Origin of the sequence: Sphingomonas gei (genome assembly GCF_004792685.1) — a bacterium.
Classification (GTDB): domain Bacteria; phylum Pseudomonadota; class Alphaproteobacteria; order Sphingomonadales; family Sphingomonadaceae; genus Sphingomonas; species Sphingomonas gei.
In genome coordinates, this window is record NZ_SRXT01000009.1 from 145364 (window position 1) to 160665 (window position 15302).

The 15302-nt window shown below is 62.5% G+C and carries 13 protein-coding genes; 5 read left to right on the forward strand and 8 right to left on the reverse strand.

The genetic code is table 11. The features are described from left to right. Positions 1-181: 181 nt before the first annotated feature. The 4 genes from E5A73_RS20235 to E5A73_RS20250 all read right to left on the reverse strand — a co-directional run bounded on the left by E5A73_RS20235 (position 182) and on the right by E5A73_RS20250 (position 5414). Positions 182-2827: an AAA family ATPase gene (locus tag E5A73_RS20235; RefSeq protein ID WP_135965661.1), complete on the reverse strand. Its 2646-nt coding sequence runs from the start codon at positions 2825-2827 to the stop codon at positions 182-184. Further along, positions 2824-3933 carry a metallophosphoesterase gene (locus E5A73_RS20240; RefSeq protein WP_135965662.1) on the reverse strand — a complete coding sequence of 370 codons (1110 nt, stop codon included), beginning with the start codon at positions 3931-3933 and terminating at the stop codon, positions 2824-2826. The genes E5A73_RS20235 and E5A73_RS20240 overlap by 4 nt, the downstream gene beginning before the upstream one ends. Positions 3934-4113: 180 nt before the next feature. Further along, entirely contained in the window at positions 4114-4674 is a 561-nt protein-coding gene (locus tag E5A73_RS20245; RefSeq protein WP_135965663.1) for a hypothetical protein, read from the reverse strand. Positions 4675-4805: 131 nt separating this feature from the next. Then, entirely contained in the window at positions 4806-5414 is a 609-nt protein-coding gene (locus E5A73_RS20250; protein WP_240700304.1) for a hypothetical protein, read from the reverse strand. Between the two features lie 72 nt (positions 5415-5486). On the opposite strand from E5A73_RS20250, the gene E5A73_RS20255 reads away from it, so the two are divergent. From E5A73_RS20255 to E5A73_RS20265, 3 genes are read left to right on the forward strand one after another with little or no spacing between them, the layout of a single operon-like run. After that, the gene (locus E5A73_RS20255; protein WP_135965664.1) at positions 5487-6218 is read left to right on the forward strand and encodes an ImuA family protein; all 732 of its coding nucleotides are present in this window, start codon (positions 5487-5489) and stop codon (positions 6216-6218) included. Beyond that, on the forward strand, positions 6139-7683 hold the full coding sequence (locus E5A73_RS20260) for a DUF6504 family protein (protein WP_135965665.1): 1545 nt from the start codon (positions 6139-6141) through the stop codon (positions 7681-7683). The genes E5A73_RS20255 and E5A73_RS20260 overlap by 80 nt, the downstream gene beginning before the upstream one ends. Continuing rightward, the gene (locus E5A73_RS20265) at positions 7680-10994 is read left to right on the forward strand and encodes an error-prone DNA polymerase (protein WP_135965666.1); all 3315 of its coding nucleotides are present in this window, start codon (positions 7680-7682) and stop codon (positions 10992-10994) included. Before E5A73_RS20260 ends, E5A73_RS20265 begins: the two co-directional genes overlap by 4 nt. A 33-nt stretch (positions 10995-11027) precedes the next feature. On the opposite strand, the gene arsH is transcribed toward E5A73_RS20265, so the two are convergent. Next, entirely contained in the window at positions 11028-11768 is a 741-nt protein-coding gene (arsH, locus tag E5A73_RS20270; protein WP_135965667.1) for an arsenical resistance protein ArsH, read from the reverse strand. Positions 11769-11842: 74 nt separating this feature from the next. Beyond that, positions 11843-12172, reverse strand: a complete 330-nt coding sequence (locus tag E5A73_RS20275; protein ID WP_135965668.1) for an ArsR/SmtB family transcription factor — start codon at positions 12170-12172, stop codon at positions 11843-11845. 65 nt (positions 12173-12237) lie between these two features. Here E5A73_RS20275 and E5A73_RS20280 point away from each other — a divergent pair, with 65 nt between their 5' ends. Both E5A73_RS20280 and E5A73_RS20285 read left to right on the forward strand, forming a co-directional pair. After that, complete coding sequence (locus E5A73_RS20280) at positions 12238-13068, forward strand: hypothetical protein (RefSeq protein ID WP_135965669.1); 831 nt, start codon at positions 12238-12240, stop codon at positions 13066-13068. 244 nt (positions 13069-13312) lie between these two features. Then, on the forward strand, positions 13313-14215 hold the full coding sequence (locus E5A73_RS20285; protein ID WP_135965670.1) for a hypothetical protein: 903 nt from the start codon (positions 13313-13315) through the stop codon (positions 14213-14215). Positions 14216-14270: 55 nt separating this feature from the next. Here E5A73_RS20285 and E5A73_RS20290 read toward each other — a convergent pair whose 3' ends face one another. After that, entirely contained in the window at positions 14271-14978 is a 708-nt protein-coding gene (locus E5A73_RS20290; RefSeq protein ID WP_135965671.1) for a hypothetical protein, read from the reverse strand. 18 nt (positions 14979-14996) lie between these two features. After that, a complete protein-coding gene (locus E5A73_RS20295; protein WP_135965672.1) occupies positions 14997-15173 on the reverse strand; it encodes a DUF3606 domain-containing protein in 177 nt (58 codons plus the stop codon). Positions 15174-15302 lie beyond the last annotated feature (129 nt).

Here is a 15302-nt window from a genome sequence, read left to right on the forward strand (position 1 = left end):
GTCTGTCGTCACCCTTACTTGCGCCCGGGACAAGACCCGATCGTTGCGACGCCACTATAGCCGAGGCGACGCGTGGCGCGAGCCGAAAGTCAATTTTTAAGCAAAGCGCGCTGTGGCTCGGATGCGGCTGAATCACACCGTTCTTAGCACGCGGCGTGATACACGCGGGCTGAGCCGAGGATTAGACGCCGTCGAGCAAAATTCGCGCCATGGACAAGCGGTTTCCCGGCACGTGGCGGAATGCGCGATCACGGCAGGTCAGTAGAACGACCTGCATCCTTTCGGCCGCCTCGCTCAATATCTCGATCATAAGATCGAGCCGCGCGTCATCGGCATAGACAAGCGGGTCATCCAGAATGAGCGACACGGGCCGGCCCTGCTCCAGGAGCATGTCCGCAAATGCGATCCGCGTCAGCACCGCCAGCTGTTCCTGTGTGCCGCGCGACAAATCGCCGCACCCTTCGCTGATTCCGCCGCGCACGACGGCTTCCAGCGTGAGGTCCTCAGAAAAGCTCAGGTCGCAGCCGGGCAAGAGCCGCTCGATATGGCGTTTCGCGCGCTTGGCGACGGGCCCTACAAACTTTGCCGAGGTCTCATCCCGCGCTTCATCGAGCGTATCGCGCAACAACTTCAGCGTGTCGGATTCCTCGGTGATCCGCTGTAGTGCCGCACGTGCCGCCTCAGCCTCCTCCCGAGCCCCTGCCTCCCGATCGGCGAGCCCCTTCCCGCCCTCGCTCTCGACCGTCCCCTCCAGCCGCGCGACGTCCATCTCGAGTTTGACACGAGCCTCCCCCGCCGCCTTTACCCGCGCATCGATTGTCTCGATCCTTCGCGTGATCGCCGCAGGATCGTGCGCAGTCGCGTCCCGGGTGGCCTCCTCAAGCTTCACGGCTGCTTCAGCCGTTTGCTCGCGGGCCCGAACGACGTCTGCCGCCAGGGTTGGGAATTCCGGGCGGCCTTCGATCGTCTCGATCTGACCGTTAGCGTTGGCCAGCGTGCTGGCCGCGCCCGCTTCCGCGCTGGCCAGCGGCGCGTCCTCTTTTTCGGCCCGGCGGAGCGCCTCAACAGCGCTTTCCTGTGCACCTTCCGCCCTCGCGAGAGCGGTGTCGGCCGCTTCCAGCTTGGCCGTGAGCAGCGCGACGTCCGGGATATCGGCTTCGACCGCCTCATCCTCGTCGACCAATTCGACGATGAAGAGCTTGAGCGCATCAGGACCGGAAGCGAGCCCGATAACGTCGTCGGCCGGCGTCACGGCCGCAATGCGCGCCGCGATCGTGCGCAACTCGCCTACAGCATCTCGCGCAGTATCATTCCGTGCGCGCGCCTCCGCCAAGCTGGTCAGCCCCAGATCCGCGAACGCAGACGCCTGTCGCTCCAGCGCCGAAGAAAGCGCTCCTTCGGCACTCGCCGCCCCTGCCGGCGGCGTGATGATCAGCTCGGCATTGCCAAACCGAACGCGGGTTTCGCCCGACAGAGTTCGCTCTCCGATCGCCATCGGCTCACCATCGATCAATATGCCCGCAGCGTCTCCAACAAGGGCAACCCGCGTGGCACCTGCGGCGCGCGCCGCGCGCGCCTCAGCTACGAGCCGCTCGTTTGCCTCGATCGCGTCCATCGCTTTGGCCGGTATCAGCGTCGCAGTGAGGGCTGCGGCCTCCACCTGAAGACGCTCTAGGTCGACCAGTTCGGCGTGCCTCGCGCGTGCCGCGGACACCGCGCTTCGACGGCGCGACGTGCGCAAGAGCTCCTCGCCTGCGCTTAGGGCACGGCGTGCTTCTTGACGGGCGGTGCGCGCGGCTTCCAAGGCGCTGCGCGCATCAGCAAGCCGTTGCTGCGCAGTGGCCAAGCCCTCGCGGACTTCGGCGCGGCGTGAGCGCGCAGCCTCAAGCGCGAGTTCAGCGCTGGTGCGTTCGTCGGTCGCCTTCCGATGACGATCGACGAGATCTTCAAGGTTGCGCGTCTTCGCGCTGATGGCCTCATGCTCGGCCCGCCGCGTCGCGAGGATTTGCGCAGCTGCGCGCGCCGTCTCGAGAGAGGCAGTGAGATCCTTCCGCGCTTGCACGTCTGTGTCATCCGCGATCTCGCGGTGAACGACCTTCAGTCTGGAGCGCGCACTTTCGAGTTCGGAGAACGTCCTCTCAAGCCCAGCGAGACGCTCGGAGGCGTCGCGCGCGGCCGCTTCGGCCTGTTCGACGCGCTCTCGGGCTTCGTTTTGTCGCCCGCGTTTCTGTCCGGTGGGCGACCAGTACCGTCCATATTGCTCATCGATCCGGGTGCGGACGCGCGCGTAGGCGGGGCCACCCATAATCGAGCCGACCTCTGCTTCCAACGTTGACCGTACTGTGTCGCGCACGATCTGCCCCGGTCCGGTGACCGTGAGCGCCTCAGCTTGAGCAACCCAGAGGAGCCCCAGAGCGCCATAGCTCCCGGCATCACCCCTTTGACTGGTGTCCCGGACCGATCCTAGAAGGGCGTGCAGGCGAGCTTCCGCTTCTTCGCCCTGCGCCTTGCCTTGGGGACCGGTGACCTCGATCGATGCACCGCGCAGGAAGCGCTTCGTCACCGTCCATGGTGCGCCATCTGCATCGAACGACACCTGGATCTCCGGACCAACGGCCTCCCCATAAGGCGCGAACGATTGGGCGAGCTGGTTCTTCGTACCGTGGCGGACGAAAAATGCCGCGCGCAGCGCCTCGAGCACTGTCGACTTGCCGGTCTCATTGGGTTCGATGACAATGTTGAGACCGTCGGTGAGCCCTTCGATCGCCATCGCCTCCCGAAACTTGCGGAAGCCGTCGATGGCGATACGGCGCAGGTACAGGCTCATGCCCTGTCCTCCCGGCTGTACTCGACGAAGAGTCGCTCCAGGGCGCGCTTTGCAATCAACCCATCGGGGCCGCCCGTTTCAATTGCCGCAGAGAGTTTCGCCGCGGCGACGCCGAGCATGCCCTCAACCGCGAGGCTAGCAAGATCGTCTGCGCTGGGGCGGCCGACAAGATCGGCTGCGCGAACGTCGAGATAACGGACACGGTGCCCAACATCGTTTTCCAGTCTGCCCAGCATCCCGACCCGGTCCGTAAGGCTCGTGATTCCGGCCAGCGATAGTTCGAGGAGCGTCGAAGGCGGATCGATCGATCCCAACAACTGGTCGCACTCGGCATTGAACCCGGCCTGATCGTTGACGGTCCAGCTTCGCTTGATCCATTGGAAGCGCCCCGTGCGGATCGGTGTCACCACCGGATCGCGACCTTCGCCGATGTCGACCAATAGTATCTGGCCGGGCTCATCGCGTTGGAAGCGATCGGTTTCGGGGGTGCCCGCATACCAGGTGCGCGCATCGATATTGAGCGTCCCGTGCCAATCTCCAAGCGCGAGATAATCGAGCGTGGAGCGACGAGCCCGGTCGGGCGCGATCTGGTTCTTCGTCTCGCCCTGAGTGCCGAAGTCGCGGATCGACCCGTGCGCGAGGCCAATGCGGATTCGGCCTCCCGGTGTTGCCATGGTGTCGAAAAGCTCGGTGGGATCATCGAGGTTGTGGCGATGCGTCAGCGGCGCTGGAAGGAGCCAGATTCCGGGCTCGATTTCGTGGGCCTGCGCTTCCGATAATACGGTGATACAGCTTCCCGCGCGGTGGCGAACACGATCCCAGAGACCGCCGTTGCGGGCAAAGTCGTGATTGCCCGGCAGCAGCCACCATCGACACGCATGGCGCTCCATTCGGGAGATGGCTTGAACGATCGTGCGGTCTTCCGGTCCTTCAGTGTCGAAGACATCGCCTGCGACCATCACATGATCGGCACCGTGGCGAGCCGCCTCCCTCCCGATGGCATCGATAGCGTCGAAGCGTGCTTCGGAAAGTGCGGCGCGTACCTCCGGTTCAAAACGCCCGTAAGGCTTGCCGAGCTGCCAGTCGGCGGTGTGAATGAGCTTCATGGTGGCCCTACAGATCTGTGCGTCACCGCACCCCATAGCACGAGCCCAGGGAGCGACTTGACCAAACGCTTCCTGATGCCGCGCATCCAACGTTAAATCGTTCGGAATATTTCACTAAAACGTGGATTTCAGCAAATCGCTGAAAGCCGCAGATTGGTGAAAGTGGCGAGGCCTCGCGGGTTATCGGGCTTTTTGCGACCAGAGAGCACGCGCCGCGGCCTCAGTGATAGTGTACACCGCCTCGCGCTGAGCGCCACGATTGTGATGGTCCACCCGGTAGCCTTGGTAGTGTCGTCGCACCAAGCCGGCGCGTACGAGATCGGAAACGGCGCGACTGACGTTGCACCGGCCCGAGCGTCGAACCCGTTCACGCACTTCCCGATCGATCATCTCTGCGGCTTCCTGGGCGTCCTCTGGTAAGGCGTCCTGAGCAGCGAGCGATGCTTTGACTTCTTCAACGATCATGAGGCGACGGGCATCGCGCTTTGCCATAGGAACCAAGGAATCGCACAGCCAGTCGCGGAGTGGTACACGGGCCTCCTCCTCGGTATCGACATATGGACCCGCCGAACCGCTGTTTCCCCCGGCAGCTTTGGCAATGAGGTTGAGCACCATGAATGCGTAGCGCGGCCGCGCTGAGAAATCCGCGATACGTTCAATCAGCGCCGGCAGATTCAATGACTTGGCGGCTGCTCCCTGGCCGACTTCAACGGCATCGAAAAGGTCAGCTTGGTGGAACATAAGATGAATCTTAGCAGCGCCTGCGGCAATGTGAATCCCGTTCGTGCGTCTCGCGCTATTTTTTTCACGCGTGACAGCTCTCGACCGCTCAGCCCGGTCAGGCGGTCATAACCAGCAGTGAAGGGAGCTGGTTATGCCTGCTCGACCGCCCGCAAACGCTCGGTGACGTCACGGACTCCAGGTGCGTCCCAAACTTCATCGCGCAGGTAGAATTTATGGCTTTTCGTATAATCGACAAAGCTCGTTCGCTCGAACACCACGCTTGCCGGGACTAGCGCTGCCCGAATGACGCAAAAGTCATCGTTGAACAGGACGCCGGCCAATATATCGAAGCCATCCGTCGACCGGATCGCGGACATCTGTCGCGATTTGTTGCGGCTGTGCAGCCGACGGCCCTTGATCTGATAGCGGACGCCATCGGCGTCCGCCGCATCGAACCCCTTCTTGGAATTGGCCTCCTGTTCCCAACCGAAAGCGGCGCAGAAGAGATATTCGGCCAGGTCCCCGGTCGGATTGTTGGCCGACCGCAGCACGTTGCGCGATCGGAGTGCCTCATTGATCGCCGCATGGAGCGCGAGCATTTCCGCGATAGATTTGCCGTTGAGATCGTTCATCGCCGGAACATGCCGGATTCGTCCTCTGCCCGCTACCGAACCGACGTCATCGAAAATTCCTGCGCTCCAAATGCGCGGGTTTTGGCCGGTCGTTGCGGCTACAGCGCGAAAGGCGGTCTTCAGCACGCTTGACTCTGGCCTATCGCCAAGAGAACAAAGTGGGAACGAATCAACCGCCTCCCGAGTCTCTGTGATGCTATGCGCCAGTCCGCCGTCCTTGATGATCTACGTGCGCGCATTGCGCAGATCGAAGGCGCGGACGGCCGACATGGCGTTATTCCGTTCGGGATCGAGAGCATTGACTGTCGCCTGCCAGGCGGCGGGATGGCCACCGGCGCGCTTCATGAGATCGCAGGCAGTACCGATTTGGCTGACGAGGCCAGCGCGACCGTGTTTCTCGCCGGAATTCTCGCGCGCGTAGAGGGTCCGGTTTTCTGGTGTCTGCGCTGGCGCGACCTCTTCGCCCCTGCCCTTCATCTGGCCGGACTGCATCCGGACCGCGTGATTCACGTCGAGGCTGGCAGCGACACCAACGTGCTTCTCGCGATGGAGGAATGTTTGCGCCAACCAGGCCTTGCCGGGGTGGTGGGCGAGGTAGCGAAATATTCGACCACGGCCTCCAAACGTCTGCAACTTGCAGCGGAAGGCTCGGGCGTCGCTGCCTTCGTCTTCCGACGCGCGTCAAGGGTTGAACAGGCCGTAGGGGGAACCGCGGCGGCGACCCGCTGGCGGGTGACAGCTCACCCAAGCGAAGACCTCGGCATTCCGAGCCTGGGGCGGCCACGCTGGCGGGTTGAGCTCGAACGCGTGCGCGGCGGAAATCCGCATAGTTGGATAGTGGAGGGCTGCGATGCGACGGGTCGTATCGCTCTTCCTGCCGCACTGGTCGACCGACCGGCTGCGCAGGAAGAACGCCAGTTCGCAGCCTGAGGCGGCACCTGCTCCGATGGTCACGGCGATTCCGGATCATGGGAGGCGGGTTGTGGCGTCGGTCGATGGTCCGGCGCGGACGCTCGGGATCGTACCGGGCATGACCGTCACCAAGGCACGCAGTTTTGCGCCGGAGCTGGTAGTCGTCGACGCGGACCCGGAGGCTGACGTCGAAGGGTTGCGGCGTCTCGCGCTTTGGGCCGGACAGCGGTACAGCCCTGTCGTCGCGCCCGATGTTCCAGATGGCATCTGGCTGGACATTACGGGCTGCGCCTCCTTGTTCGGTTCCGAGCAGGCGCTTTTGAAAGATCTGCATAGGCGGGTTGCTGGTTTCGGCCTCTCGCTGCAGCTGGCGGTCGCCGACACTGCGGGATGTGCGCACGCCGTGGCGCGCCAGGTCCCGGCGGGTCGGCCAGTAGCCATTGCTCCCGGCGATCATCGCAAGGCGCTGGCGCTGCTACCGATCGCGGCGTTGCGCCTCGATGCGCGCGACGTGGAAGGGCTTCGAAAGCTTGGGTTCGAGCGGATCGAACAGCTCATCGATGCGCCGCGGGCACCTCTCGCGAAGCGCTTCGGGCGCCAGCTCTATCGCCGGCTCGATCAGGCCCTGGGCCAGATAGCCGAGCCCATCGACCCGATCTTTCCCGACCACCTGCCTCGGGCCAGACGAGGAATGCTGGAACCGATCGCCACGTCCGAGGCGTTCGCATGCGTGATCGGCGATCTTGTCGCCGACATCGTGCTGCAGTTGACGGCGTTGGGCAAGGGAGCCCGCAGGCTCGATTGTCACTTCGCCAGGGTCGATGGGCACTGGCAAGCCATTCGGGTCGGCACGGCCATTCCGTCGCGCGATCACGCCCATTTGACCAAGCTTTTATGTGCCAAGATCGAGACGATTGAACCCGGGCTGGGCATAGAAGCGATGACGCTGGTGACACCGCTTGCCGAGGCGATGAGCGCTGCGCAAAGCGAGGGATTGGCCGGTCCCGGTCGCAACGGTCCGGACATTGCCGCATTGGTCGATGCGCTCGCCAACCGCTTCGGACACCGGCATCTTCACCGCGCGGTGCCCCAGCCAAGCGCAATGCCGGAACGCTCCGTTGCGCGGCTGGCTGCGCTAGGCAGTTCCAGCGGCATAGCCTGGGCTGGCGACCTGCCTCGACCTGCGCGGATGCTGGATAGCCCGGAACCGATCGACGTGGTCGCCCTGCTTCCCGACGAGGCGCCGCGCTTGTTCATCTGGCGGCGCAAGCGATACCGCGTCACCCAAGGTGATGGGCCCGAGCGCCTATATGGTGAGTGGTGGCGCGATCACGGGGTTGAAGGCGAGCAGCCCTATACGGTCCGCGACTATTATCAGGTCGAGACCGAAACCGGCGGTCGCTATTGGCTTTTCCGCGTGGGTGACGGGGAGAACCACGTCACCGGGCCGATGCGGTGGTTCATTCACGGAGCGTTCGCATGACCGCCGGTGGCGGCTATGTCGAGCTGCAGGTTACGACCCATTTCAGCTTCCTGCGCGGCGCCTCCAGCCCGGAGGAGCTTTTTGCGGCGGCGGCGCTTCTTGGGCTGCCGGCACTTGGCATCGTCGACCGGCATTCGGTTGCGGGCATCGTACGGGCCTGGGACGCGGAAAAGACCACCGGCGTGCGCTCGATCGTAGGCTGCCGATTGGATCTCACCGACGGCACGGCACTGCTCGTCTACCCGACCGACAAAGCGGCTTATGGTCGCATGTGCAGGTTGCTGAGCGTCGGCAAAGGCCGCGCGGGCAAAGGCGCCTGTCATCTGGATTGGTCGGACCTCGAAGAGTGGAACGAAGGGCTAATCGGCCTCCTCGTACCCGATCGCGCCGATGCCACGACAGAAACCGCGCTCGCTCGCATGCACCGGATCTTCGGAGATCGCAGCTATGTGGCGCTGTCGATCCGCCGGTGCCCGCGTGACGCGATCCGCCTTCGCGATCTCGCCGCCATAGCTGATGCGGCCCGTGTGCCGACGGTTGCCACAAACGACGTCCTTTATCATTCACCCGACCGCAGGCTATTGCAGGATGTTGTCACCTGCATCCGCGAAAAGTGCACGATCGATAAACTGGGCGATCGGCGTGAGCGCTTCGCTGACCGCCACTTGAAAACATCGGCGGAGATGGAGCGCCTGTTCAGACGCTATTTGAAAGATGCGAGCCCAGTCGCCCGCACAACCGAACTGGCCGCGCGGTGCACCTTCTCGTTGGAGGAGCTCAAATATCAATATCCAGACGAAATCCAGGTGCCGGGGCGGACGCCACAAGAGGAGCTTGCGCGGCTGACGTGGGAGAAGGCCCCAGAGCGCTACCCTGACGGTTTGGACGCCAAAGTGCGGTCGCAGCTCGAGCATGAGCTGCAGTTGATCGCGGATCTCGACTATGCGCCTTACTTCCTGACCGTCCACTCGATCGTCATGGAGGCACGCCGGCGCGAAATCCTCTGCCAGGGGCGCGGTTCGGCCGCCAACAGCGCCGTTTGCTATGTCCTCGGCATCACCTCGATCGATCCTGTGCGCTCGGAGCTGCTGTTTGAGCGCTTCGTAAGCGCGGAACGCAGGGAGCCGCCGGATATCGATGTGGATTTCGAACATGAGCGGCGTGAGGAGGTAATTCAGTGGATCTACGAAACCTATGGTCGCGACCGTAGCGCACTGACCGCAGTGGTGACGCGCTACCGGGCTCGCGGCGCGGTTCGCGAGGTAGGCAAGGCACTGGGGCTTTCAGAGGACATGACAGCAGGGCTGGCCGGCGCGGTGTGGGGCTGGAGCCGCGAAGGCGTCGAGGAAAAGCACGCAGTCGAGCTCAATATGGACCTCAGCGACAAGCGCCTGATGCTGACCCTCGAACTCGCGCGGCAGCTCATCAACACGCCCCGCCATCTGTCGCAGCACCCTGGCGGCTTTGTCCTGACACGCGACCGGCTTGACGAGCTGGTACCGATCGAGCCCGCGGCGATGGAAGATCGCCAGGTGATCGAGTGGGATAAGGATGACATCGATCTCCTGGGTTTCATGAAGGTCGATGTGCTGGCGCTTGGCATGTTGAGTTGCATGCGCAGGGCGCTCGAGTTTCTGGAGAACGACAAAGGGATCAAACACGACCTCGCCACGATCCCGGCCGAAGACCCTGCAACCTATGCAATGATACGCAAAGCAGACACTCTTGGCGTCTTCCAGATCGAATCCCGGGCGCAGATGGCGTCGATCCCGCTGATGGCGCCGAAGACATTCTACGATTTGGTCATACAGGTCGCGATCGTGCGGCCCGGGCCGATTCAAGGCGATATGGTTCATCCCTATCGGCGTCGGCGCAACGGTGAGGAGGAAGTCACCTACCCGACCGAGGAGCTGCGTCGTGTCTTGGAGAAGACACTCGGTGTGCCGCTCTTCCAGGAACAGGCCATGCGGGTCGCCATCGAATGCGCCGGTTTCACGGCGAGCGAGGCCGACCTTCTTCGGCGAGCGATGGCCACGTTCAAGCTGACGGGCGGCGTGTCGCATTTCCGCGACAAGCTGATCGATGGCATGGTTGCGAGGGACTATGATCGTGAGTTTGCGGAAAAGACCTTCAAGCAGATCGAGGGCTTTGGGTCTTACGGCTTCCCTGAAAGCCATGCCGCCAGCTTCGCTTTGATCGCCTACGCATCGTCCTGGGTAAAGTGCCATCATCCCGACGCCTTTTGCGCGGCGCTCCTCAACGCGCAGCCGATGGGCTTCTACGCACCGGCACAGATCGTGCGCGACGCGCGCCAGCATGGCGTTGAGATCCGGCCCATCGACGTCAACCACAGTCGATGGGATTGCACGCTCGAGGATTCATTCGGACGGTATAAGGCGGTGCGTCTGGGGCTCCGTATGGTCCGCGATCTGGCGAACGTGGATGGGGCGGCCATCGTAACCGCGCGTGGGCAACAGCTCTATATGAGCGTGGAAGAAATCCAGCGCCGGGCAGGCGTTGGTCGTGGTGCGCTTGACCGGATCGGCGAGGCCGATGGGTTTGGGTCGCTAGCGCTCAGCCGTCGATCCGGCCTGTGGGACGTGAAGGGGCTCGGTAACGCCGCCCTGCCCTTGTTCGCGGCCGCCGACGAGCGCGATGGGAAGCTGCGGCGAGAGGCGATCGAACCGAAAGTGCTCTTGGCTCCGATGGGTGAGGGAGCCGAGGTCGTGGAAGATTATCGCGCGTCGGGGCTTTCGCTACGTGCGCACCCACTCGCGTTCCTTCGCGATGAGCTGAAGGCGCGAAAGATGATCACCTGCGAGCAACTTCAGACCGCCAAGGACGGACGCTGGGTCGAGCTGGCCGGCATCGTGCTGGTGCGCCAGAAGCCCGGGTCGGCGAAGGGCGTCATGTTCATCACGCTTGAGGACGAAACCAATGTCGCGAATCTGGTTGTTTGGACCAATGTGTTCGAAAACAACCGTCGTACGGTGCTCGGTGCCTCGATGATGGGCGTGCGTGGGCAGGTCCAGCGTGAGGGCGAAGTCATTCACCTCATTGCCCAACGCCTCGATGATCTGTCCCCCCTTCTCGCCAGCGTGGGCCATCGCGCTGACGTTTCCGAAATTTATCGCGTCAGCCGTGCCGATGTCGTGAAAAGCCCGATGCGCCCTGACCCACGCGACTTGGCTGCTTCGCCCCTTGGTAGGCATCCGCGGGAGATCTTCGTTCCCGATCTTCGCCTCGGGTCGGGGATCGTAGCTGGAAAGCCGACCGAGGGCATAAAGGTGAAGCCCCGCGATTTCCGGTAGGCCGACTGCCCGCCGAGCAGATCGGGCCGCCCGTTAAGCCTTGGCCAGCGTAGTCAGATCGCTGGTTGCATCAAGCTTCTGTCGCATGGCTTTGCGTTCGGAATACCGGTCGACGAGCTGGTCGGCGTGACCGCGAGTCAGAACCGTAAAGCGGACCAGTTCCTCCATGACATCAACGATGCGATCGTAATAGCTCGAGGCCCTCAGCCGCCCCGCCTCATCGAATTCCTTGAAGGCCATGGCGATGCTCGATTGGTTCGGGATGGTGATCATCCGCATCCATCTGCCGAGGAGGCGCAGCGTGTTCACGGCATTGAAGGATTGCGACCCTCCTGACACCTGCATGACGGCGAGTGTCCGCCCCTGCGTCGGGCGCATGCCGGCGAACTCGAGCGGAAGATGGTCGATCTGCGCTTTCATGATGCCGGTGATCTGCCCATGGCGCTCCGGGCTGCACCACACCATTCCTTCTGACCATAGCGCGTGCTCGCGCAGTTCGTGGACGGCGGGGTGATCATCGCCCTGCACCTGGTCCGGCAATGGCAGGTCGCTGGGATCGAATATCCTTACCTCGGCACCGAACCGGATCAGCAACCGTGCTGCCTCCTCGACCGCAAGCCGGCTGAAGGAGCGCTCGCGCAGCGAGCCGTACAACAGCAGTATACGTGGTGGCGGTTTGTCGTCGCCCAGACCGATAGCGGGCCGATTTTTGCTGACTGAGTTGTCGAGTGCGGGAAGCGACTCCACATCGCTGATCGCGCGAAGGCGTTTCATCAAAGATCCTTAACGAAAAAAGCTGGCCGTCGGACCGTGCGCTGTGGAACTGACCGCAGAGGGCATGGTGACCTTCAGCAGGGAGTGAGCTCGGCGATCAGTGGGGCGCACAGTTCGGCGTTGCCGCCGCAGCAATCCTTCACCAGAAAGAGAGTCAGGAGCTTTAGCCGTTCCAGGTCCGCCCGATAGTTGATGACCCGGCTGCGGCGTTCCGATTGAATGAGGCCCGCACGCGCGAGCGTCGCCAGATGCACGGACATGGTGTTTTGCGGCACGTCGAGTGACTTGGCGACGTCGCCGGCGGCGAGCCCTTCGGGCTCGTGCCGGACAAGCAAGCGGAAGGCGTCGAGGCGCGTACTCTGCGCGAGCGCTCCCAATGCACGGATGGCCGAGTCATTATCCATATATCTACGATAACGGATATGTCTGATGCGCCGCAATAGGATTTTGTGCACCCGTCACGGCAGTCATGAACTATGCTCAAGCAAGGAAAAGGAGACGAATCGTCGCGGCAACAACGACCAAGGACGCGCTGACAAGCACACCGCTCGATTACCCTTTCGAGATCTGGCCGTCCTGCTTCGCGCTGCGTGATGGCCAGGCCGAACGGCTGCCCGTCACGTCGTTGCCTCTTGCCAACCTTGGCGACTTTCGTTCGATCGTGGCGAAGCTGGAAGCCTCGGGCCTAGATTCGCACCACGGCGCTTTCGATATCCCCAACCCCATAGGTCTCTTTAGCTGTGGATCGAATGCCAGCCCCCTCAGGATGGCCGAGAAGCTGAGGAGCAGCTCCAGCAGCGTTGCATTGGGCATCCGCGTTTCGACGCCTTGCTATGTACCCTGCTACGGAGCCACTTTGTCCTACTATGGAAGTGTGCCAGCGACCTTTGCCGCGCGGTCGGGGAGCGCTTTTCCGTTTCTGATCATCACCGATGCGGCAAATTTGGACGCAATGGTGGAATCCGAAACCCGGACCGGAAATTACGATCTTCATCGTTCAACCGTGAGCAATGCGGCGATCGGTTGCGATATGCCGGTCTATGCCTTCTTATGCCGCTTCGGGCCGCTATTGCTCGATGGCGAGATCCGTCGCTTGTCGGAGTTTCAGGCGGACCCGGATCTCGGCGTTTCGCAGAGGACGCTGATCGGGGATTTGCTTGGGCGATTGGGGTACGATCTCACGCCCGATCGCTTTGCGGAACAGGTGCGCGATAAGGCGTTGTGGGCCGAACTGCGCGGTCGGATCATCGATAGCTTCGCGTCATGTCCCGATTTAGAGGGCTTCGAGCGCCTTGGTTGAACCAACCGCCCCCGATCCTGGGATCTTTCCTCATGAGAATGCGGTAACGGCCAGCGCGACGGCCGATCGGTCCCGATTGGCACGAGGCTATTATGTCATCGTGACGCCCAGGACGAAAAAGTCGTTGGGTCTGGGCCGGTGGGCAGCGCTGGTGTTCGTTCACCCTGCCTTGGCGCACATCGATGACGACCGGAAAATGCGAGACTATCTCGCAATCCACTGCCGGGTTCGGGTGGATAAGCGCATGACGGACGAGGTCGGCAAGATCTGCCTGGACCAGACGTTACGTAACGCGCTTGGTATTCCGTTCGGTCTCTTTCCGGCGCTCAAACCTGAGCTGCCGCTGTTCCTGTTCCCGGCGAGCCGGACTTGCTCAGCGACGCTACGCCTGTTCGTTGCCAGCGTCTTCGGCCTCCGCTTCTTGGCGGCGCGCTCGGCCCCCGCAGCGGTGGCGGATATCGAGAAGGGCTACGTCCGGATTCCCGACGACTTGCTGTCCGTTATAGGTGCTCTTCCTGCAGACGATGTGGTTGTCGAGCGGCCGATCGCCGTCGGTGGTCCAAAGCTTACTGCATTTCGCATCATTTCGGAAAAGCTGAGCACGGCGATCGCGAGCAAGGGGTTTCTTGACGATCGGCGCGACCGGTCGGGATCGGGGGAACTTGCACCGCCTGCAAAGAGCAGCCTGCTCGATCGCTTCCGGACGGCGTCACCGCCGGCGCACCTACCCCTGAACCTGCGCTACCCGAGGACCAAGGACCTCCTCTACGATTACAGGACGTTCGCGGACGCAGGGCTGATCGAACCTGAGGTGGCGAAAAGTTTGGCGGCTCTCGAGGTTACAGAGACCGATGTGCCGTCTATATTCATGGACCGCGATGCCAGAACGAAAGGCATCAACCCGGACAGGCCCACCGACGCGGCCGATTATCTGACGCCCTTCATGGTGCGGCGGAGCATCTTGTCTGCCGGAGCGCGTGACTCGCTGGGAACCGCGTTCGCCGTTACCATTTCCCTGATCCAGTTCCCGTTGATTTTCGTCGCGAACAAGGCTGGAATTTCGGTGTGCCAGTGGATCGCCGGCGTTACCGTCGCACTTGTCATCAGTTTGGCTTTGATGATCGCAAGATTGCGTCAGCAAATCTGATCGGCTCCTCCCAGGGTAAACGCACCGGGCGAGGCCTGATGGCGAGTCTGGGCTATCACTTCAGTCGAACGATCGGGGATCCTCGTGATCGGTCTAGGACGAAGACCTCCGCGAACGGCAAGCTCGCGGCGGCAGTAGCGTGCGCCGCACTGAGCGCTTCTGGCGAGCGGTTAGGCGAAGAGCCGACAGGCGCTGTGATCAACAGGATATGCCCGGTGAATTTTACGTGATCCTTGCCCGTCATGCGGCTGGTGATCGCATCATCAATCAAGCGATCAACCGAGACCCTAGCGTTCATAATCCGCCCGCGCGCGCGAACCCGAGCAAAATCTTCGTTGGTCGCGTCGTCCGGCAGCGCAATGAAACCCGGGACTGCCGGTTCGTCGGCCATGCTCTTGGCAACCTCGATACCGGCTCGGGCCATGGCACCTGTGACTTCGATCCCGATTGGCTCCGCTCCCGGCTCCACTGTGAGCCAAGCATCGGGTGGCTGATCGTCGAGGGGAAAGCGCACACGCGCGGCATCTGGATATTTTGCATCCAGGAAATGCTCGACCGGAACGACCTCGTCGCAAAGCTTCTTCCAAGGCTTCTTGCCTTCGCGGAATGCCTGCAAGTCAGCATCGGCAATTGGCAGCGTACTGAACGCTGTCAAACGCTCTCGAAGGGTGGCGACGGTAACACCACCCTCGGCCGAAATCTCGGCGTAGAGCGCCTCGAGAGTGGCCGCGGTGAACAGTTCTGGATGTCCGTCTATGGCCATGATGCGCTCGAGAATACCTTACCGCTTCAGATAGTCACCTACCGCATCAGCGCCATTCCCCACCGCCTTTACCGCATCCGCAAGTTCGTCGCGGCTGACGCCGAACTTGTTAGTCCAATATTCGACTTCATAATCCTCACCGAGCGCGATGCGCGAGCTGTCCTGAGGCGAGCGGAGTGTCTTGTCGTCGGCCATATCCATACTCCTTGATCCGGCTTGCTGACCTCATGGAACGCCGGTCACCTGCGGAGTTTCCGTAAACCCGTCACGAAGGTGCGATGTGTCGATGAACCGAGTCACATCAGCGCTGGAACGAGTCCGCCA